This window comes from Streptomyces sp. NPDC030143, assembly GCF_055573695.1.
In genome coordinates, this window is sequence record NZ_JBVIAY010000005.1 from 332,109 (window position 1) to 352,556 (window position 20,448).

Sequence of the window (20,448 nt, forward strand, 5' to 3'; positions counted from 1 at the left end):
ACGCGGGGACGCCTGACGATACGTCAGGCGTCCCCGCGCGCCCGCAGCAACAGCAGCGCCACGTCGTCGATGCGCTCCTCCGCCGCAGCGTGGTACCCCACGAGAGAGTCGGCCACCTCCTCCAGCGGCCGGTCCCCGGCCGCGCCCAGCCGCCGCCCCAGCGCCGCGACCGCGTCCTCGATGTCCACACCGGGCGCCTCGATCAACCCGTCGGTGTACAGGGCGAGGACACAACCGGGGGAGAGGTCCACCTCCGTCGTCGCGTACGTCGCGTCGCCGTCGATGCCCAGCAGCGGCCCGCCGGCGAGGTCCAGGACGCGCACCCGGCCGTCCGGCCGGCGCACCAACGGCGGCGGATGCCCGGCCCGCGCCATCACCGCGCGCCCGCGGCCCGGATCCAGCCGCAGGTACAGACAGCTCGCGAACAGCTCCGCCCCGAGGTCGATCAGCAGCCGGTTGGTGCTGCGCATGACCTCCGACGGCTCCTGACCCACCGTCGTGTACGCGCGCACGGCGGTCCGGATCTGCCCCATCAGACCCGCCGCGGTCACGTTGTGGCCCTGCACGTCCCCGATCACCGCCGCCGGCAGCGGCCGCGAGGGCACCAGGTCGTAGAAGTCGCCGCCGATCTCCATCCCCCGGGTGGCCGGCAGATAACGGGCGGTGGCCTCGACACCGGGCAGCGCCGGCAGCGAGTGCGGCAGCAGCGCCTCCTGGAGGCCGTGCGCGAGCTTGTGCTTGACGTCGTACAGCAGCGCCCGGTCCAGGGCCTGGGCGATCAGCCCCGCCAGGCTCGTCAGCACCGCGCGCTCGTGCGTGGAGAACGCGTGCGGCTCTGCATAGGCCAGCACGCACGCGCCCACCGGACGGCCGGAGACGATCAACGGCAGATAGGCCCAGGCGGCGAACCCGTCGGGGGTGGCGTGCCGGGCCGGATAGAGGTGTTCCAGCCGCTGACGGGAGTCGAAGAACGCCGGCACACCGTGCGCGACGGCGTGCGCGCCCGGCGTCGGCGCGGTCAGCGGCATCCCGTCGAACCGCTCGACCACCCCGGCGTCGGGATAGCCGTGGTGCCCCAGCACGTGCAGCCGGCCCACCCGGGCCCCCAGCAGGGCCAGCGCCTGGCTGCCGACGGCCGGGGCGATCTCGTCCGCCACCAGCCGCACCACGTCCTGCACACTCACCGTCTCGGTGAGCGCCCCCGCCAGGCTCAGCGCCTGCGACATCGACACCAGCCGGGCCGGCGCGTCCCCCTCCTGCGAGCCGGCCGGACGCGTCCGCGACACCGACCGGGCCCGGCTGACCCGCACACTGATCCCGTTGGTGCTCGGATACAGCCGGAACGACAGCCAGTGCGAGGGCGGGCGGAGCGCCACGAACGAGGTGGACTCCTGGCTTATCAGCGCCGCCCGGTAGCGCTCCTCGTACATCGGGTCGTTCAGCCAGGGCACCGACGCCCACAACTGGGTGCCCAGCAGCCCGCCCACCGGCACGCCGAGCAGGGCCGACGCGGCGGCGTTGGCGAAGGTCACCCGCCCGCTCAGGTCCAGGGAGCACAGGCCGTAGGGCAGCCGGGCCACCATCCGCGCCGCCTCCACCGTGCCGAGCGTGTCGGCGACGGCGCCGATCGGCGCCGTCGCCAGCGGGTCGGTCTCGGCGCGCACCGGACGGTTCTGCGCCGCCGCCCGCTCCAGCCGCAGCGCGAGCCGCTCGCAGGCCGACTCCAGCTCCCGCCGCTCGCGCTGGGACAGCTCCGGCGGGTGCGAGCCCGGCCAGGTCACGAAGACGGCGCCGTACACCTTCGACTCGGTCGCCAGCGGCAGTGCCGCCAGGGCGAAGGGGTACGGCAGGACGACGGCGATCCTCGGATAGCGGCGGGCCATGTCCTCCTCGCCGCCCACCCACACCAGGGACCGCTCGCGGACCGCCTCGGAGACCGGGATCGGCGCGCTCAGCCCGACCCGCTCCCAGGGCGCCGCGAACGGCCGGGGCAGTCCGGCCATCACCGCCATGTCCAGGACCGGCGCGTCGCCCACCCGCAGGTAGACGGCACCGGAGTGCGCGCCGACGGCGTCCATCATCCCCGTCAGCGCCAGCGTCAGCAGCGGATGGCCCACCGGGTCCCTGACGGCCGGCGGCGGCCGGCCGGACCTGGGTCCGTCGGACACGGCGACCACCTCCTCGCCCGGTCCCGCGGGGTCCAGGGAACCAAATCTGCCCCCTGACGGCCCGGAGCGCACGGCGAGCGGCGTTCCCTCCGGCGCGAGGGCATACCCCGTCGGCCCCCGGGCATGCCACCCCAGTCGATGCGCGCGGCGGCGTGCGGGCGCCGGACGTGCGCCCCCGCGCATCCCGATGGCCGGATCTTCGCGCCCGGAAGGGGTCCGCGGGGCCCAACAATGGGGCACGCGTTCATCATCGCGAAACCAGGGGCGGCAGGACCGAAGGGGCGGCAGTGATCCGGGTACTTCTGGTGCACGACGAGTGTCTGGTGCGAGCGGTTCTCGCGCAGTGGCTGTCGGGACAGCCCGACCTGCGCGTGGACGACACACCGTGGCGCAACGCCCCGGCCCGGATCAGGTCCGTGCGGCCCGACGTCTGCGCCGCCGACCTCGAGTGCGAGGACACCTACGGCATCCCGCCCCTGGGGGAGCTCACCCCCCGCGGCACGGGGGCACCGGCCCGGCTGCTGGTCCTTGCCAGCGCGAACAGACCGGGCCTGCTGAAGAGAGCCTGGGAGGCGGGGGCGCTCGGCTACGTGGACAAGGCGGGCTCACCGGAGCGTCTGCTGCACGGGATCCGCAGGGTCGCGCTGGGGGAACGTTTCGTCGACGAGTCGCTGGGCTTCGGTTTCCTCAAGGCCGCCGAGATGCCGCTCACCCGCCGGGAGCTGAGCGTGTTAACCCTCGCGGCCGAGGGCGCCTCGGTGGCGGAGATAGCCGGAAGCCTGCACCTGTCCCACGGGACCGTGCGCAACTACATGGCCGCCATCACCCGCAAGACCGGGGCCCGCAACCGCATCGACGCCATCCGCATCTCGCAGGGGCAGGGGTGGCTGTGACGGTCCGTCCGGCTCCCACCGGCCGACGAGATCGCGGTACAGCGCCGACCGGCGCAGGACGTCCTCGTGCGTCCCGTACGCGGTGCGCGGGCCGTCCATGACCAGCACCCGGCCGGCCCGGCGGGCCGAACTGATCCGGTGGGCCACGACCACCAGCGTGCCGCCCGGCCGCCGGGCGAAGGCCCGCTCCGCCCGCTCCTCGGCCTCGGGGTCCAGATGGCAGGTCGCCTCGTCCAGCAGGGCGAGCGGCGCGGACGACAGATAGGCGCGGGTGAGGGCGACCAGCTGGCGCTCCCCGGCCGACAGCGCCGCCGGGTCCACCGGGGCCGCGATCCCGCCGAGCCGGCCGAGCAGCGGGCCCAGCCCGACCGCCTCGGCGGCGGCCAGCATCTCGCCCTCCGCAACCGGGTCGGGCCGCAGGTACCCCAGGTTCTCGGCGAGCGTCCCGCCGAACACGTACGCCTCCTGCGGAATGAGCACCCGCAGCGCCCCGGCCCGCGCCGCGGGCCGCCCGCCCACCCGCACCACCCCGCGTCCCGCCGCCAGCACGCCGGCGACCAGCCCCACGAGCGTCGACTTGCCGCTCCCGCTGGTGCCCACGACGGCCAGATGCCCCCCGGTCGGCAGGGTGAGATCGAGGCCGTCCAGGACGGGGGCGGAGGCGGGCCCGTAGGCGAAGGTGACGGAGGCGAGGTGGAGGGCGGGTTCGGCGAGCGGCCCCCCGCCCGACACGGTGGGGGTGCCGTTCGCGTCCCCGTGTGTCGGTGGGGTGGCTTCCCGGTCCGGGTGGGACGGGCATGTCCGGTCGGCGCTGTTCGCGGCCCCGCGTACGCCCGGGCCGGTCCCGCCGTCCGGGGCGGCCGTGCCGTCCGGGCCGGTCCCGCCGTCCGGGCCGGTCCCGCCGTCCGGGCCGGTCCCGCCGTCCGGGCCGGTCCCGCCGTCCGGGGCGGGGTCGGCGGGCGGTCGTCGGGCTTCGGGGCCGGTGTCCGGGACCGCCGGGCCGTCGTCGTCGGGGGCCGTCGTCAGGGTCAGGCGGCGCAGGACCACCGTCAGGCGGGAGCCACTCGTGCCCAGACCGTGGATGAGAGCGGCGAGGGCCGGCAGGAGGGACTGGGTCACGTAGGTGAGGGCACCGACCAGCGCGCCGGGGGTGACGTCGTGCGCCAACAGCCACGGGGCGCCGGCGAGGAGCAGGACGACCGGCAGGTGGCCGCCGAGTGCCAGGCACGCCACCCGGGCCACCCCCCAGCGGGCGAGGGAGCGCGCCGCCCGCAGTTCGGCGCGGACGAGGACGTCGGTGTCCGCGGCGAGCCGCTCCTCCGCACCCGCGGCCGTGACGTCGCGCAGCCCCGCGCAGACCGCGCCGAGGTGGCCCGCCAGCGCCTCGTCGGCGGCCAGGAACGCCTCCTGCCGCCGGGCCAGCGGACGCAGGGTCACGGCGAAGAGGGCCACCGCCGCGGCGAGCGGCGGCACCACGACCAGCAGCAGGGCGGGAGCGAGCGAGAACAGGCCGGCCAGTGCGCCGGCGGACGTGAACACGAACGAACGGGAGACCATCACCAGGCCCGCGAAGGTGTCCCGGGCGATCTCCACCTGCTGGGTGAGGCCCGACAGCGCCCCGCGATCCGCCTCCCGCACCCCCCGCTCCACCACCCGTGTCACGAGCCGGTCTCGCAGCGGCTCGACCAGGGCCGCGACCGCCCGGTACACGCGCCCGGTCCCGTACGCCCCGACGAGCACACCGACGGCGGCCACCGCCAGCCATCCGAGCCCCACCCGGACCCGCCCGCTCAGGAAGCCGTCGTCCAGGGCCCGCGCCAGCGCGAAGCCGAGCAGGAAGGTCTGGCCGGTCTCGAGGACGGACCAGCCGGCCAGCCGCAGCAGGACCCGCGGACGCGCCCGCAGGAAGCGCACGCCGCGCCGTCGCAGCCCCTCGGTGGTGTCGTCCTGTCCGTGCCGGCCGTGCTGTCGCGGTCCGCCGGTGGTGTCGTCCTGTCCGTCCTGTCCGTGCTGTCCGTAACGGCCGTGCTGTCGCGGTCCATCGCATGTCCCGTCCCGCTCGCTCACGCCACCGCCCCCTCCTCGTCCGCGCCGAACACCGCCCGGTAGCCCGCCAACCGCCACAGCTCGGCGTGGTGTCCCACCGCCCGCACCCGCCCTCCGTCCAGCCAGGCCACGGCGTCGGCGCGGGCCGCCGTGCCGGCCCGGTGGGTGACGACGAGGCGGGTGCCACCCGCGTCGGCGCGCAGGAGCGCCTCGGTGACCTGGTGCTCGGTGACGGTGTCGAGGCTGGAGAGGGCGTCGTCGAGGACGAGGAGACGACCGCCGTGGGCGAAGGCGCGGGCGAGGCCGAGCCGCTGGGCCTCGCCGCCGGAGTGGGGTGCGTCCGCGCAGCGGGTGGCGTACCCGGCGGGCAGACGGCGGACGAAGTCGTCGGCGTGGGCCGTGCGGGCCGCCTCCCGGACCCGGGCGGGGCAGGGGCGGGACAGGCCGAGCCCGATCGTGTCCTCGACGGTGGTGCCGAGGAGGGCGGGGCGGTCGAAGGCGTGGGCGATCGCCGCGCGCAGCTCGGCCCGGGACAGCTCGGGCAGCGGGACCCCGTCCAGCAGGATCTGCCCGCCGTCCGGGTCGGCCAGCCGGCCGGCGAGCGCGGCCAGCAGCGACTTGCCCGACCCGGAGCGGCCCACCAGCGCGAGGGTCGTCCCCCCGGGCACGACGAGGTCGACACCGTCGAGGACGGTGCGTCCGCCGCGCCGGGCGGTCACCCCGCGCAGCTCCAGCCGGCCCGGCCCGTCGGGCGGGAGACGGCGGTCGCCGTGGGCCGGGGCCGTCTCGGCGAGGACCTCGCCCAGGCGTTCGGCCGCCGTCCGGGAGCGGACCAGTCCGGACAGCCGGCCGACCAGGACGCCGACGCCGGTGGCGAGGACCGCGTAGCGGGAGGCGGCGAGGACGTCACCGGCGGACACGCGGTGCCGGGCGAGGAGCAGGCCGGCCACGGCGAGGACCCCCAGGTGCAGCAGCGGGGCGACGGCGACGGCCTGCGCGGCGGCCCGGCCCTGGACGTGCCACATGCGCCGGCCGGCCCGGGCCAGTTCGGGCAGCGGCCGCAGGATTCGCGCCGTGTCCCGGTCCGCCGTCCCGGCCGCGCGGATGGTGCGGGCTCCGGCGACCGCCTCGGCGAGAGCGGCCGCGATCCGTCCCTGGGCCCGCTGGTACTCGGCGACGCAGGCGGAGGTGTCCCGGGCCAAGGTGCGCAGCAGCAGCGTCAGGGCGGGCGCGCCGGTCAGGAACACGACCGCGAGCCACGGGTCGATCAGGGCCAGCGCCACCACTCCTCCGACGGGTCCGGCGAGCGCGGCGAGCAGGGCGGCCCGCGCGGCGGGCGCGGTACCGGCCTGGGCGGCGTTGCCGACGAGCCGGGCGACGAGGTCGCCGGGACCGAAGCGCGGTGCGAGCCGCGGGCCCACGGCCAGGACGTGGCCGTTCACCCGGCGGCGCAGGAAGGCGGTGGCGCGGGCGTCGACGGTGCCGGTGAGAACCGTCTCGCAGGTGTCCAGCAGGGTCAGCAGCAGGACCAGGGCCGCGCAGGCCAGGACCCAGCGGCCGGCCGGCGCCCCGGCGAGCAGCAGGTCCAGGGCGCGGCCCAGAGCGGCGGGCAGCAGCAGTCCGGCGCCGGTCGTCGCCACGCTCACCAGGCCCAGGGCCGCGCAGCGGGCGCCGCTGTGCCGGGCCGCCGCGCCGAGCAGTTCGCGGGTGGTCCGTTCCACCGGGGCGTCCTCCTCGGGGTCACGGGACGGACCCCGGGCGGCCCCTCCCTCGCGGGAGACGGCCGCCCGGGGCGGTCAGTGCGCGGTGCCCGTCACAGACAGAGCATGACGCTCGCGGCGCTGACGCAGGACAGCAGGCTGACGGTGCTGGCGCCGCCGCCGCCGGTGAGCTCGTCGGATTCCATCGTCTGCAGGTCGAGCAGGGCCATGGTGGTGTCCTTTCGTCCGGTCGGATGAAGATTCGTCCCGTGGGGACGGGGTTGTGTCACGACTCCGTCGAGGACGGAACCGCGTCGGTGGGCCGCCGGTGCGGCGGCGGGAGGAAGGGCAGGTGGGCGTCGGTGTCCGCGTCGAGGGCCGCGGCGAGCGCGAGCAGACAGCCCGCGGTCCCGGTGGCCAGGTCCATGGACAGCCGCATCATCTGGTGGCCGGGGAAGGCGAGCCGGCCCCGGTAGGGCATCGCGAACCAGCCGAGCCCGGCGATCTGCTGCTCCAGCCTGGCCCGCGTCGCCCCGGGCGTGCCGGTGCGGGCCAGGTGCAGGATCATCCCGGCGCGGCCCTGGAAGAGTCCGGGTTGCGCGTAGAAGCGCGAGGTGGCCGCGGTGAGGACGCCGGCCCGGGCCTTCTCGAAGGAGCCGTCGGGGTCCCCGGCGAGGGCCAGGTACTCGTCGAGCACCGCCCCCACGCCCACGCTGCCGTCGCCGAGGTAGGGCAGCGTCCGCCATCCCTCGTCGACCTCCAGGGCGCCCCCGGCGCGTTCCACGCAGCACTCCAGGTCCCGGCGCAGCGCGGTCGCCGCCGCCTCCAGCAGCGCGCGCTCGCCCGTCGCCTCGTACTGCCGCAGCAGGAACAGCGCGGGTCCGCTCGCGCCCCGCAGCAGCCCGGCCCGCCGGCGGGGTGCGGGGGCGGCCGGTTCGGCCAGGCGTGCGACGAGCAGGTCGGCGGTCTCCGCGGTCCGCGCGCGCAGCTCCGGCTCGCCCGTCTCGCGTGCCAGGTGGCCGAGGACCAGGCCGAGGCCGGCCAGACCGCCCTGGAGGTCCCAGGACAGCTTCTGCCAGCGCTCGCGCAGGATGCCGTCGACCAGGTCCAGGGCCCGCTGCCGGTGGCCGAGCAGGTTCAGGACGTGGGCGACGCCCGCGAGACCGTCGTACAGGCCGAGGGGGGTGCCCGTGGGCGGCGGCGCGGTGTGCTCCAGCAGCCAGCGCTCGCCCTCCTCGTGGCGTTCGGCGCCGACGGCCGCCAGCGCGTACAGCACACCGGCCGCGCCGTGCGCGAGGCCGAGCCCGCCGCCGTCGGAGAACTGGGCGACGTCACCGGGGTAGAGCCGGTCGTCGCGGTCCGGGGTCGCCGAGGCGAGGATCGCCCCGACCATCGCGTCGCGGCTGCGCGGCCAGTCGCCGGGCTCCACCCGCTCGGCGGGCGCCGACGCCGCGGACCCGCCGGCCGGGGGGCGGGCGGACCGGCCGTCCGCGGTACCGGCCGTCTCCGCGTCCGGGGTGCGGGTGATCTCCTCGACCGCCTCGTCCAGGAAGGCGCGCGGCACGTCCGGGAACTGCTCGGCGATCACCTCCGCCAGATGGGCCGCCTTGCCCCGGTCGACCACGAACAGCGTGGTGACCGGCAGGAACAGGGCGAGCCGCAGACAGGCCAGCGCGTACCGGTCGACGTCGACGCCCCGGCGGTCCGGCGGGGCGAAGAACCCGGGGTGCGCCACCACCTGCCGGCCGCTCTGCGCGGCCGGGGCCGCCGCCTCGAAGTCGATCAGGAACACCGACTCCTCGTCCGGCGCGACCATGATGTTGAAGACGTGCAGGTCGTTGAAGACGATCCCGCGCGCGTGCACCTTCTCCACCGCCCGCTCCACCGCGCCGTGGATGCGCACCGCCCACGCGGTGTACGCGGCGACGGCCCGCGGGTCGGGGTCGGGGTCGAGCAGCGGGTGCCGTTCGGCGAAGAACGAGTTGAGGGGCCGCCCCTCCACGAAGTCCATCACCAGGAACCGGTGGTCGCCGAGGGTGAACCAGTCCCGCACCTCGGGCACCACCCCCGTGCCCGCCACCGCCTCCAGCGCGTGCTTCTCGCGCTCCAGCCGGGTGATGGCGTCCGCCCCGTCGGAGGCCAGCCCCGCGTGCGGGCGCCCCTCCTTCAGCACCACCTTGCGCCCGTCCCGCAGGTCGGTGCCGGCGTACACCCCGCCGCCGTTGGAGAAGTGCAGCGCCTTCTCGATCCGGTACGGCAGCTCGCCCACCGTCGTGGCACCGCGCGCCGCCAGATGCGGCTCGAGGAACGCCGGCAGCGTCACCCAGTCGGGCACCTGGAAGGACGGCGCCCGCCGGTCCGGCACCAGTGTTCCCGCGCCGTCGCGCACCGCCGGCACCAGCGAGCCCCGCTCGTCGACGGTGAACATGCGCGCGAAGGCGCCGTAGCGGACGTAGAGCGGGCCGTCGTGCCAGCGCAGGTCGGTGAGGATGTAGGGGCCCTCGAAGCCCTTGAGCTGGGTGCCCAGCTCGCGCAGGACCGTGTGCAGCTGCTCCTCGTCGGCCGGGTAGACGGTGACGAACTTGCCGCTCGTGTCGCGGCCGGCGTACTTGGTGTTGCGCAGGTGCAGCAGGTGCGGACCCGGTACGAACTTGAACGGGATGCGGCGCGGGACGCAGTAGTCCCACACGATTCCCGCGATCTCCTCCGCGTTCGCCCGGGTGGCCGAGGCGTGGATCTTCCAGCCCTGGGCCGGGCCGGGCGCCGGTGCCCCGTCGGTCCCGAGCGGCGTCAGTGTCAGCCAGTCGCCGATCCGTGCCGCCTCCCAGCCCTCGGGCACGGCCCGCCGCGCCGTCTCGAACAGCGGCGCGGCCCCGCCGCCCGTGTCCAGCCGGTCGGGCGTCTCGTAGAAGCAGGCGTCCGCCAGCGCGTACACCTCGTACCGCTTGTCCATGCGTCCCCCTCCGTCGGCCCGGCCACGAGACTCGCAGTGGGCAGCGGGGCGCCGACAGTCACGCCTGTCACGACATCGGTGTGCGGAACGCATGGGTAAAGACATGTTCGGCCGGTTTCGATCGCGATCCCCGCCCGCCGCGCGCCCGAGCCCCGCCCGGCCGCTGTGAATCGGCCACAGGGGCTGCGCGCACGTCTCATAAGCGCTGTAATACGGACGTGGTCACTGAGGGTGCTGCGGAGCGCAGAACGAGAACGCTGCGCGTCCAGGTCGCTCTCGCGACGATCACAGCCGATCCCGCCTCACCCGAACGGACCCGACGCGTCCTCGAACAGGCGCTCGTCTTCACCGGCGCCTCCCTCGCCGCCGTGTACACGCCCGGCGACGACGGCGAGCTGCTCTGCCTCGTCGACTCGGCCGGCGTCCCGCGCACCCTGTACGGGCTGCGCGAGACCTATCCCGTCGACGGGAGCTCACCGGCCGCCGACGCTCACCGCTCCCGGCGGCCCCTGTGGCTCGGCCCCGACGACCTCGCCGACCGGGCCGAGTCGCGGCGGGCCGCCGCCCAGGACGTCCATCTGGCGGCCCTGCCGGTGACCGACGGCGCCGGGGGCTGCCTCCTCGCCGTCAGCGAGCACCCGGGCGGCTTCGACCCCGACGACCGCGCCGGCCTGCGGCTCGTCGCCGACGCCGTCGCGCTGCCCGTCCCCGGCCCGCCCGTCGAGGGCGAGGAACTGCCGGCCGACGCCTTCACCCTCGCCATGGACACCGGACGCGTCGAGGTCGGCGACGAGATCCTGGACCTGTTCGGCGTGAGCCGGGCCGCGTTCGACGGCCGGGTGGAGACCCTGCTCGGCCTCACCGTCCCCGAGGACCTGCCCTCGCTGATGTCCGTGGTCGAGGCCGACCACATGTCGATCGGCGAGCGGGAGCTGGAGTTCCGGGTGCTGCGGCCCGCCGGCCCGCCGCGCTGGCTGCGGCTGCGCGGCCGTCTGCTGCCCGGTGGCGAGGGGCACCCCGCCCGCCTCGTCGGCACCGTCGCCGACGCCTCCACGCTGCGCTCCGACGTCACCGACGTGGCCCGCGTCCAGCGCCTGGCCGCCGCGCTCGCCACCGCCGGCACCGTCCGCGACGTCAGCAAGGCCGTCGTCGCCGCGCTGCGGGCGCCCCTGCGGGCCGACCGGATCGCGCTCGCCGAGCTGGAGAACGAGCGGCTCGTCGTCACCGTCCTGGACCCGCCCGAACCGGAGGCCTGGCCCGAGCTGTGGCGGCTGGAGTGGCGCACCGAGTGGCCCGACGCGCCCGTGCGCGCCATGCCCACCCTCGCCGCCGCCCTGCGCGGGGGCCGCGCCCAGATCTGGCCCGCCGGCACCCCTCTGGAGCCGGCCCTCGCCGAGGTCGGACCCGGCGGACTGGCCGTGCTGCCGCTGCCCGCCGCGGGCCGCATGGCCGGCGCCTGCCTCATCGGCTGGGACGCCCCCCACGACTTCGGCCCCGACGAACGCGCCCTGCTCACCGCCTCCGCCGGCCTCGTCGGTCAGGCCCTGACGCGCGCCCACGCCTTGGACGCCGAGCACGAACTGGTCGCCATGCTCCAGCGCCAGCTGCTCCCGCGCCGCCTGCCGAAACTCCCCGGCGCGGTCGCCGTCGCCCGCTACCTGCCCGCGACCGCCGGCCTGGAGGTGGGCGGCGACTGGTACGACGTGATCCCGCTGCCCGACCACCATGTCGCCCTCGTCATCGGCGACGTGCAGGGCCACAGCACGGGCGCCGCCACCCTCATGGGCCAGATGCGGACCGCCCTGCGCGCCTACGCCGCCGAAGGACACCCGCCGGACGTGGTCGTCTCGCACGCCAACCGGCTCCTCATGGAGCTGGAGACCGACCTCTTCGTGACGTGCTGCTACGTCGACGTCGACATGGAGGGCGGCACCGCCTGGTGCGTCCGGGCCGGACACCCGCCGCCCGTCCTGCGTCACCCGGACGGCTCCACCGACATCGTCGAGTCCGACGGCGGCCCCCCGCTCGGCGTCGTCACCCAGGCCGACTTCCCCATGACCCCGCTGCGGCTCGTCCCCGGCACCGTCGTCGCCCTCACCACCGACGGGCTCGTGGAGTCCGCCGACTCCGACATCGACGCGGGCATGGACCGCCTCGCCAGGGGGCTGGCCGGCTCCGACCCCGCCCACCTCGGCCTGGTCGCCGACGCCCTGCTCGGCCACGCCCACCGCGGCGACGACGTCGCACTGCTCCTCATGCGCTACGACGGCATGGCCGTCAGGCCGCTGCGCGAGGGCTGGACGGTGTGGCGGGTGCCCGAGGCGGCCCGGCAGGCCCGCCGCTTCAGCCGCCGCACCCTGCGTTCCTGGGGCGTCCGCGACGACGCGACGGACGCCGCCCTGCTCGTCGTGTCGGAACTCGTCACCAACGCCCTCGTGCACACCGACGGCCGGGTCCGCCTCGACCTCTCCCTGGTCGGCCGGCGGCTGCGCGTCGCCGTCACCGACTCCTCGCCCCGCACCCCCGTCCAGCCCACCGACCCCGGCTGGGAGGCGACCGGCGGTCGCGGCATCCTGCTGGTCGAGGGGGTGTCCGAGGCGTGGGGCGCGGTGCCGGTCAGCGGCGGCAAGCAGGTGTGGGGCGAGGTGGCGCTGACGGGGTGAACCGGCGCGGCCCCACGTGTCCCGCGCCGACCGCGGGGTACCCGCGGTCCATGGACACCATCGCCACCGCCCACCTGGCGGCTTCGGGGAGGTCCGTGCTGGCCTCCGTAGCGTTCGTCGTCGTCGGCATCGCTCTCGTCGCCGGCATCATCTGGGCCTTCCGCCTGGGCTACCGGGTTCGCCGGGGCGAGCCCGCCCCGCCCCGGCCCGAGGAACAGCCCCGGATGCCCGCTTCCGGGCCCGTCCGCGAGAGCCACGAGAGGCGCGAACCGAACGAGATGCCGCAGTCCGCGGACGGCGACCGCCTCACCCCGCACGAACTGCGGCCCACCGGCGGCCGCGCCGGCGACGACCAGTCGCGTCCGCGCTGGGACCCCGGCTCCAGCGGTTCGTTCGGCAGCGGCGGCCCCGGTGCCCGCTGACCGCCACACATGAAGGGTGATGAACCGCCGTGACCTCGTCGTTCGAGGACGAACCCGCCCCGCGCCGGCCCGAGACGGGCTGGGCCAGGGCCCGCCGCCTGCGGGAGAGCCCCGCCCTGCGCACCTGCATCCCGGCCGTGGACATCGCCGGCCTGACCGCCGGGACGCGGTCCGCGCCGGAGGGCCACATCGTCCGGGGTGAGGACTGACCCGGGGCCGGAGCGGCTCCCGCGGCGGACGAGGGGCGCACGCCGTACGCTGACGGCGTGCGCCTCCTGCTGACCTCCGACACGCACCTCCCCCGACGGGCGAAGGCCCTCCCCGCGCCGCTGCTCGACGAACTCGCGCACGCCGACGTGGTGATCCACGCGGGGGACTGGGTCGACACCGCCACCCTCGATCTGCTCGAAAGCCGCAGCCGCCGGCTGATCGGCGTGTACGGCAACAACGACGGCCCCGAGCTGCGCGCCCGGCTTCCCGAGACCGCCTTCGCCGACCTCGGCGGCCTGCGCTTCGGCGTCGTCCACGAGACCGGCCCCGCCCGGGGCCGCGAGGAGCGCTGCGCCACCCGGTATCCCGACCTCGACGTCCTGGTCTTCGGGCACAGCCACATCCCGTGGGACACCACCGCCCCCGGCGGTCTGCGCCTGCTCAACCCGGGTTCCCCGACCGACCGCCGCCGCCAGCCCCACTGCACGTACCTGACGGCGGCGGTGGACGGCGGGCGCCTGACGGACGTGGTCCTGCACCGGCTGCCCCCTCGTTGAACCCCGGTGTCACCCGGTGCCCGGGCGGTGGACGGCCCCTTCCGTGACGGTCAGCGGGGCACCGCTGCCGCCCCGGCGCAGCGCGACGATCTCGGCGGCCACGGACACCGCCACCTCCTCGGGCGTACGCGCCCCGAGGTCGAGTCCGACGGGCGAGCGCAGCCGGGACAGCTCCCGGTCCGTGAGCCCGGCCTCGACCAGCCGGCGCCGGCGCTCGTCGTGGGTGCGGCGGCTGCCCATCGCCCCGATGTACGCGGCCGGCCGGCGCAGCGCCTCCTCCAGCAGCGGTACGTCGAACTTCGGGTCGTGGGTCAGCACGCAGATCACCGTGCGCCCGTCGGTGCCGGTCCCGCGCAGATAGCGGTGCGGCCACTCGACGACGACCTCCACGCCCGGCGGGAACCGCGCGGCCGTGGCGAACACGGGCCGCGCGTCGCACACCGTGACCCGGTAGCCGAGGAAGCCCCCGACGCGGGCCACGGCCGCCGCGTGGTCGACCGCGCCGAACACCAGCATCCGCGGCGGCGGCGCGAAGGAGTGCAGGAACACCGCGACGGCGTCCTCGCGCGGCCCGTAGCGCCGCACGCCCGTCACCCCCGGGGCCGGCTCGCCGCGGACGTCGGCGGCGACCACCGTGTCCAGCGCCTCGGCGCCGAGCGTGCCGGAGGCCCGCTCCGGCCAGACGGAGAGGACGGCGCCGCGCGGGGCGGGCCCGTCGGTCACGGTCGCCACGGTCACCGGCTCGCCCGCCGCCACCGACCGTGCGACCGCCCCGAACGACGGGTCGAGCGCGGGCGTCACCGGCCGCACCAGGAGCGTGATCTCGCCGCCGCAGGTCAGACCGACCGCGAACGCGTCGTCGTCGCCGTACCCGAAGGTCTCCAGCCGAGCCGCACCGCTCGCCACGACCTCCCGGGCCAGCTCGAACACCGCCCCCTCCACACAGCCCCCGGACACGCTGCCGACGACCTCGCCACCGGGCCCGACCGCCATCGCCGCGCCGGGCTCGCGCGGCGCGCTGCGGCTGACGGCGACCACGGTGGCGAGCCCGAACGGCTCCCCGTCCGCGTACCACCCCGCCAGCACCGGAAGAAGATCCCGCACACCCGACTCCTTCCCGCCCACCGCCGACCTCACATCCCCCACCACACCCGTCCGGGTACCCGCCCCCGGGGCGACCGGACCGCCACCGGACCACCGTCCGCCCTCGTCGGGCCGCCCCCCCCCGCACCGGGCCGCCCGCCCGCACCGGGCCGCCGTCCCGCCCAGGGAGGGCCGCCCCGGGACCCCGCCCGGGCCGTCGCGGGACAGCCGGGGTGACTGACAGTCAACTTACTCGAGGGTCAGGTGGTATTGACGGTGTCCGAAAATGGCCGGACTGTAGTGGACATGCCGAATATTCGGGCACGTCTGCTCGCTGTTCTGGTCGTCCTCTGCGGATTCCTGACGGTGGCCGGTACCCCGTCCGCCGCCGCCCCCCTCCCCGACTCCCTTCCCTTCGACGGCAGCGCCCTCACCGTGTCGGGCGGCCGCTTCGTCGACGCCCACGGCCGCGAGGTCGTGCTGCGCGGCTACAACGTCTCCGGCGAGACCAAGCTCGCGGAGAACAAGGGTCTGCCCTTCGCCTCGGCCGCCGACGCGAAGAAGTCGGCGGCCGCCCTGCGGACCCTCGGCGGCGGCAACTCCGTGCGCTTCCTGCTCTCCTGGGCGTACGCCGAACCGGTGCGCGGCCAGGTCGACGCCTCCTACCTGGCGGCCGCCACCGACCAGATGCGTGCCTTCCTCGACGCGGGCATCCGCGTCTACCCCGACTTCCACCAGGACCTCTACTCCCGGTACCTCTTCGACCCCGACAGCTGGTACACCGGCGACGGCGCCCCCCGGTGGGCGGTGGAGCTCGGCGGCTACCCCGACGAGTCCTGCGGCATCTGCCTCTTCTGGGGCCAGAACATCACCCAGAACGGCGCGGTGAAGGCCGCCCAGCACGACTTCTGGCACAACGCCCACGGCCTCCAGGACTCCTTCCTGTCCATGGCCCAGCAGACCATGGCGTACGTCCGACAGCACCTGACCGCCGAGCAGTTCGCGGGTGTCGTCGGCTTCGACCCCTACAACGAGCCGTTCGCCGGCGCCTACGACCCCGGCCAGAACAGCCGCACCTGGGAACGGGACCTGCTGTGGCCGTTCTACGTGAAGTTCCGGGCCCGGATGGACGCCGCCGGCTGGCAGGACAAGCCCGCCCTCGTCGAGCCGAACCTCTTCTGGAACGCCAACATCGACTTCCAGAAGCACGAGGGCGGTCTCCTCGACGCCGGCACCCTCGGTTCCCGCTTCGTCTTCAACACCCACTTCTACGACCAGAAGGCCATCTCCGGGCTCTTCATGTGGGGCAAGGCGGCCGACGGCCAGTACGCCGGCGACTTCGGCACGGTCCGCGACCGGGCGGCTGCGGCCGGGACGACGGCCGTGGTCAGCGAGTTCGGCCACCCCCTCGCCGGCACGGTCGCGGACAAGGCGCCGACCGTCCTGAAAGCCATGTACCAGGGCCTCGACTCGCGGGTGAAGGGCGCGAACTGGTGGACGAACCCGGCCGCCTCGGGTCCCGTCCTCTCCGGCCAGCAGTGGCAGTGGGACATCTACCACGGCCGCCACCGCGAGCTGATGAACGGCAACCCCGACAAGGTCCTCACCGCCGGCGACGCTTGGAACGACGAGAACCTCTCCGCCGTGCGCCTCGACGACGCCGGCAGGGCGACGCTCCGTCAGGACTCCCGGCTGCTCGACCGGGTCTACCCGAGCGCCACCGGCGGCACCACCCTCGCCTTCACCTACGAGGACCGCTCCCGCGACGGCTCGACGACGCTGACCTGGAACCCGGTGCCGAGTTCGCTGCCCGGTGTGGCGCAACTGGTCGGCTCGGGCCAGTACGGCCTGCTGGTGTGGCGCTCGAACGGCACCGCGGCCCCGACCGAACTGCACCTGCCGGCCTCCTTCGGGACCGCCGCCACCACCGTCGTCTCCGATCTGGGCGCGGTCCACGGCCCGCCGGCGTACACGAGCACCACCCCGATCGCCGCCGCGCCCGAACCGGGCGGCACGGGCAGCCGCCGCCTGCTGCTCACCGCACCGGACAAGGGCACCGTCCACTACGCCCTGGTGACCAACGGGGCGGCCTCGCCGTCCGCGTCCCTGCTCGCGGCGGCCCGGTCGGAACTGTCGGCCTGGGCCGCGCAGAAGGTGGGGTAGACGACGGCGCCCCCGGGGTGGTCCCGGGGGCGCCGTCCCGGCCGCGCGCCACGCCGCCCGGTCAGTTCCCCGGGCTCGTCCAGTCGGCGGCGACGTGCCCGAGCCGGACGCGCTGCGGGTGGTCGCCCACCGCGACCGACACGACCTTCCGGCCGGTGGCGAAGTCGATCGCCGTGACCTGGTCGGTACCGCTCTCGGAGACGACGCAGCTCCTGCCGTCCCCGCTGACGGTGGCCCAGTAGGGCTTGGAGGCGGTGATCAGCGGACCTTCCTGGAGGGTGGCGCGGTCGACGACGGTCGCGTAGTCGTCCATCGTGCCCGCCACGCACAGCTTGCTGCCGTCCGGCTTCACGGACAGGCCGTGGTGGCGCGAGTCGTTGACGAAGGTGGTGCGGTCGTCGCTGGTCGCCGGGTTCTTCGGCAGGGTCTTCGTCCGGGTGATCTTGTCGGTGGCGATGTCGTACTCGAAGAAGCCGTTGAAGAAGGAGACCTGGAAGTACAGCTTGGACTCGTCCGGCGAGAACACGGCCGGCCGGACGGCGTCGGAGTGGTCCGACAGACCGATCGCGTCGAGCCGCTGGCGCATGTCGATGACCTTGACCTGCTGGAACGTCGTCGCGTCGACGACGGTGATGCGCCGGTCGCCCTTCGTCCAGTCCAGCCACGGGGCGTCCAGCGCGGTGTTCACCTCGCCGATCGACATGGTCCAGATGTGCCTGCCGTCCTTGGTGAAGATGTTCTCGTGCGGCTTGGCGCCCGTGGCGTACGAACCGAGCTGCCGGCCCGTCTCGATGTCCAGCACGTGCACGGTGTTCGACGTCGAGGCGGAGACCGCGACCCGCGTGCCGTCGGGGGAGACCGCCATGTGGTCGGAGCGGTAACCGGACACGGGGAAGCGCCAGTTGATGTCCCCCGTGGCGAGGTCGATCGAGACGACGTCGGCGAAACTGGGCCGCGAGACGACCACGGAGGAGCCGTCCGGCGTGGAGTACATGTCGTCGACGAACTGGTCGTGGCCCTCGCCGACGCTGTTGCGGATGGTCATGAAGGCGATCCAGCGGACGGGGTCGGCGTTGATCTCCGCCATCCGCTCGTCCTTGTCGGGGATGACGTCGATCCGGCCGATCCTCGCGAAGTCGCCGGTGGACCGGATGACGTCGGCGGTGCCGTCCCAGTTGTTGCCGACGAACATCACCTCGCGCAGCGCGGCCGTGCCGGGAGCGGCGGGAGCGGCGGTGGCGGCGGTCGCGGGGGCGGTGACGGTCAGGACGAGGGCGGCGGCCACGGAGCATAGGTGCCTGGTTCTGAAGGCAGGCATGAGTGCTCTCTCCTCTGGGTGGGGGCGGGTGCGCGGGCGCGCGTGAGGCTCGCCCGAATCTGAACACCGGTGCGTTCAGAGTTGACTTACTGGAAAGTAAGGAAGGGGTGGCCTTCGCCACAAGACCGCGGGCGCGACAAAATCGAGCGAGACAGTGACGAGGGAGGATCCGTGGCGGGCAGGCTGAGGGCGCCGACCGGCCGGTACGCCGGCAAGACCGCCGCCGAGCGGCAGGCCGAGCGGCGCCGGCGATTCCTGGACGCCGCCCTGCAACTGTTCGGGGACACCCCCGGCTACCGGGGCACGACGGTCGCGGCGCTCAGCGAGGCGGCCGGGCTCTCGACGCGCCAGTTCTACGAGGAGTTCCGCACCCTGGAGGACGTCCTCGCGGCGCTGCACCTCCAGGTCAACGACTGGGCCGAGGAGGCGGTGGTCGCCGCCTTCGCCACCGCCCGGGACCTGCCGCTCGCCGCCCGGGTCACCGCGATCTTCCGCGCCTACGCGGGCGACGTCACCGGCGACCCGCGCCGCATCCGCATCACATTCGTCGAGATCGTCGGCGTCAGCCCGCGCCTGGAGGAACAGCGCCTGGCCCGCCGGGCCCGCTGGGTCGACCTGATCTGCTCCGAGGCGACGGAGGCCGCCGCCCGCGGCGAGGCGGCGCCCTGCGACTACCGTCTCGCGGCGACGGCGTTCATCGGCAGCGTCAACGGCCTCCTGCACGACTGGAGCGCCGGCTGGGTGGACGCGACCCTCGACGAGGTCGTCGACGAGCTGGTCCGGCAACTGCTGGGCATCCTGCGTCCACCGGGCTGGTCGCCCACGGCCCCGTAGCGCTCGAGGGGCGTCGGCGACCCGTCGACCCCGCGGCTTCGGCGACCGCCCGGCACCCCGCCCCGCAGCGCCACGCCCGGCTCGGCTACCCCAACCGTGCGACCGCCTCCACGACCCGCCCCACCCCGTCCTCCGCCCGCACCAGTGCCCCCAGCTCCGCGGCCCGCCGCCGGTAGGAGGGCTCGCTGGTGGCGCGGACGAGTGCTTCGGCGAGGCCGTCGGCGGTGAGGCGGCGCAGCGGGAGCGCTCGGGGGGCCGTGCCGAGGCGCACCAGGCGGCCCGCCCAGAAGCCCTCGTCGAACTGGACCGGCACCGGTACCGCGGGGACACCGGCGCGGACCCCGGCCGCCGTCGTGCCCGCCCCGCAGTGGTGGACGACGGCGGCCGTCTCCGGGAAGAGCAGCGCGTGCGGGACCTCGTCGACGGTGAACATGTCGTCGCCGTCCGCCGCCAGACCGGCCCAGCCCCGCTGGATCACCCCGCGCAGCCCCGCCCGCCGCAGACCCCGCACGATGTCGGCGCTGAGCCGCTCGGCGTCGGGCACGGTCGCGCTGCCCAGCCCGACGAAGACCGGCGGCGGCCCGGCGTCGAGGAAGTCGCGCAGCGCCACCGGAAGGCCGGTGTCGCGGTCGTAGGGCCACCAGTAGCCGACGAGGTCCAGTCCCGGCCGCCAGTCGCGGGGCCGGGGGACCATCTCGGCGCTGAAGCCGTGCAGGACGGGCCGGGCCCGGTGTTCGCGCGCCAGCCGCCCGGTGCGCGGGCTCGCCGCGGGCAGCCCGAGGCGGGCGCGGAGCGCCGGGAGAGCCGGAGCGAAGACCTGTTCGACGGCGAGTTCCACGCCGTGCCCGGCGAGCCGGTTGCCGAGCGCGCCCCAGGAACCGCCGCCGAGCAGGGGCGGTGCGAACTCCCGGGTGGGGGCGGTGGGTTGGAGGTGGAGGCCGATGCTCGGCAGGGACAGCCCCTCGGCGATGGTGTGGCCCAGCGGCGCGAGGGAGGCGGACAGCAGCAGGACGTCGCTGGTGCGGGCGGCGGCCAGCAGATCGTCGCTCATGCGGCCGACCAGCTCCCGGGCCATGCGCGCCAGTCGCAGCAGCTTGCCCGGTCCGGTGGTGCTGCGGTGCAGGCCCCGGCCCCGCTCGGACTCAAGCTCGGCCCGCGGGTCGACCGGCAGTGGGTGGAACCCCACCCCCGAGCCCGTGACCAGGGGCGCGAACCGTTCATGGGTGACCAGCGTGACCTCGTGGCCCGCGCGCACCAGCCCGTGGCCGAGTCCGGTGAAGGGGGCCACGTCACCCCGGGAGCCCGCCGTCATGATCGCCACTCGCACGACGGACAGTATGGCGGCGCCGGGCCGACGCGGGCGAAAGGGCGGTGCAGAAACGGCCACTTCACTCCTGCCGCAGCCGTTGACTTCACCCTCGCGCGCCTCTAGTTTCGG

Annotated in this window: 14 protein-coding genes and 1 pseudogene; 7 read left to right on the forward strand and 8 right to left on the reverse strand. The window is 75.4% G+C overall.

Annotated features, from left to right (window positions below):
- Nucleotides 1-23: 23 nt before the first annotated feature.
- The gene (locus tag ACZ4YY_RS12110) at nt 24-2,177 is read right to left on the reverse strand and encodes a SpoIIE family protein phosphatase (RefSeq protein WP_468287432.1); all 2,154 of its coding nucleotides are present in this window, start codon (nt 2,175-2,177) and stop codon (nt 24-26) included.
- A gap of 278 nt (nt 2,178-2,455) precedes the next feature.
- On the opposite strand from ACZ4YY_RS12110, the gene ACZ4YY_RS12115 reads away from it, so the two are divergent.
- Nucleotides 2,456-3,061 carry a LuxR C-terminal-related transcriptional regulator gene (locus ACZ4YY_RS12115; protein ID WP_468287435.1) on the forward strand — a complete coding sequence of 202 codons (606 nt, stop codon included), beginning with the start codon at nt 2,456-2,458 and terminating at the stop codon, nt 3,059-3,061.
- Nucleotides 3,062-3,343: 282 nt separating this feature from the next.
- On the opposite strand, the pseudogene ACZ4YY_RS12120 reads toward ACZ4YY_RS12115, so the two are convergent.
- The 4 genes and pseudogenes from ACZ4YY_RS12120 to lanKC all read right to left on the reverse strand — a co-directional run.
- Nucleotides 3,344-4,618: pseudogene (locus ACZ4YY_RS12120) on the reverse strand (ATP-binding cassette domain-containing protein); the annotation flags it as partial.
- Between the two features lie 506 nt (nt 4,619-5,124).
- Nucleotides 5,125-6,828 carry an ATP-binding cassette domain-containing protein gene (locus tag ACZ4YY_RS12125; protein ID WP_468287438.1) on the reverse strand — a complete coding sequence of 568 codons (1,704 nt, stop codon included), beginning with the start codon at nt 6,826-6,828 and terminating at the stop codon, nt 5,125-5,127.
- A gap of 92 nt (nt 6,829-6,920) precedes the next feature.
- On the reverse strand, nt 6,921-7,037 hold the full coding sequence (locus ACZ4YY_RS12130) for a SapB/AmfS family lanthipeptide (RefSeq protein ID WP_468287441.1): 117 nt from the start codon (nt 7,035-7,037) through the stop codon (nt 6,921-6,923).
- Between the two features lie 56 nt (nt 7,038-7,093).
- On the reverse strand, nt 7,094-9,760 hold the full coding sequence (lanKC, locus tag ACZ4YY_RS12135) for a class III lanthionine synthetase LanKC (RefSeq protein ID WP_468287445.1): 2,667 nt from the start codon (nt 9,758-9,760) through the stop codon (nt 7,094-7,096).
- 218 nt (nt 9,761-9,978) lie between these two features.
- Between lanKC and ACZ4YY_RS12140 the strand changes: the two genes are divergently transcribed.
- From ACZ4YY_RS12140 to ACZ4YY_RS12155, 4 genes are read left to right on the forward strand one after another with little or no spacing between them, the layout of a single operon-like run.
- The gene (locus tag ACZ4YY_RS12140; RefSeq protein WP_468287448.1) at nt 9,979-12,423 is read left to right on the forward strand and encodes a SpoIIE family protein phosphatase; all 2,445 of its coding nucleotides are present in this window, start codon (nt 9,979-9,981) and stop codon (nt 12,421-12,423) included.
- Nucleotides 12,424-12,473: 50 nt separating this feature from the next.
- A complete protein-coding gene (locus ACZ4YY_RS12145) occupies nt 12,474-12,845 on the forward strand; it encodes a DUF6479 family protein (protein WP_468287451.1) in 372 nt (123 codons plus the stop codon).
- A gap of 29 nt (nt 12,846-12,874) precedes the next feature.
- Nucleotides 12,875-13,054: a hypothetical protein gene (locus ACZ4YY_RS12150; RefSeq protein WP_468287454.1), complete on the forward strand. Its 180-nt coding sequence runs from the start codon at nt 12,875-12,877 to the stop codon at nt 13,052-13,054.
- A 57-nt stretch (nt 13,055-13,111) separates the two neighbouring features.
- On the forward strand, nt 13,112-13,612 hold the full coding sequence (locus tag ACZ4YY_RS12155; RefSeq protein ID WP_468287457.1) for a metallophosphoesterase family protein: 501 nt from the start codon (nt 13,112-13,114) through the stop codon (nt 13,610-13,612).
- Nucleotides 13,613-13,621: 9 nt separating this feature from the next.
- Here ACZ4YY_RS12155 and ACZ4YY_RS12160 read toward each other — a convergent pair whose 3' ends face one another.
- A complete protein-coding gene (locus tag ACZ4YY_RS12160) occupies nt 13,622-14,716 on the reverse strand; it encodes an XdhC family protein (protein ID WP_468287460.1) in 1,095 nt (364 codons plus the stop codon).
- A gap of 285 nt (nt 14,717-15,001) precedes the next feature.
- Here ACZ4YY_RS12160 and ACZ4YY_RS12165 point away from each other — a divergent pair, with 285 nt between their 5' ends.
- Nucleotides 15,002-16,858 carry a cellulase family glycosylhydrolase gene (locus ACZ4YY_RS12165; RefSeq protein WP_468287464.1) on the forward strand — a complete coding sequence of 619 codons (1,857 nt, stop codon included), beginning with the start codon at nt 15,002-15,004 and terminating at the stop codon, nt 16,856-16,858.
- Between the two features lie 61 nt (nt 16,859-16,919).
- Here the strand turns inward: ACZ4YY_RS12165 and ACZ4YY_RS12170 are convergent, their stop codons facing one another.
- Nucleotides 16,920-18,176 carry a YncE family protein gene (locus ACZ4YY_RS12170; protein ID WP_468287467.1) on the reverse strand — a complete coding sequence of 419 codons (1,257 nt, stop codon included), beginning with the start codon at nt 18,174-18,176 and terminating at the stop codon, nt 16,920-16,922.
- Between the two features lie 171 nt (nt 18,177-18,347).
- Here ACZ4YY_RS12170 and ACZ4YY_RS12175 point away from each other — a divergent pair, with 171 nt between their 5' ends.
- Nucleotides 18,348-19,010: a TetR/AcrR family transcriptional regulator gene (locus ACZ4YY_RS12175; protein WP_468287470.1), complete on the forward strand. Its 663-nt coding sequence runs from the start codon at nt 18,348-18,350 to the stop codon at nt 19,008-19,010.
- 85 nt (nt 19,011-19,095) lie between these two features.
- Here the strand turns inward: ACZ4YY_RS12175 and ACZ4YY_RS12180 are convergent, their stop codons facing one another.
- Nucleotides 19,096-20,322, reverse strand: a complete 1,227-nt coding sequence (locus ACZ4YY_RS12180) for a glycosyltransferase (protein ID WP_468287722.1) — start codon at nt 20,320-20,322, stop codon at nt 19,096-19,098.
- Nucleotides 20,323-20,448: the final 126 nt, after the last annotated feature.

Bases quoted from the DNA above. Each gene is read 5' to 3' on its own strand.
- ACZ4YY_RS12170 (WP_468287467.1), bottom strand. From the start codon at position 18,176: ATGCCTGCCTTCAGAACCAGGCACCTATGCTCCGTGGCCGCCGCCCTC.
- ACZ4YY_RS12130 (WP_468287441.1), bottom strand. From the start codon at position 7,037: ATGGCCCTGCTCGACCTGCAGACGATGGAATCCGACGAGCTCACCGGC.
- ACZ4YY_RS12180 (WP_468287722.1), bottom strand. From the start codon at position 20,322: ATGACGGCGGGCTCCCGGGGTGACGTGGCCCCCTTCACCGGACTCGGC.
- lanKC (WP_468287445.1), bottom strand. From the start codon at position 9,760: ATGGACAAGCGGTACGAGGTGTACGCGCTGGCGGACGCCTGCTTCTAC.
- ACZ4YY_RS12165 (WP_468287464.1), top strand. From the start codon at position 15,002: ATGCCGAATATTCGGGCACGTCTGCTCGCTGTTCTGGTCGTCCTCTGC.
- ACZ4YY_RS12145 (WP_468287451.1), top strand. From the start codon at position 12,474: ATGGACACCATCGCCACCGCCCACCTGGCGGCTTCGGGGAGGTCCGTG.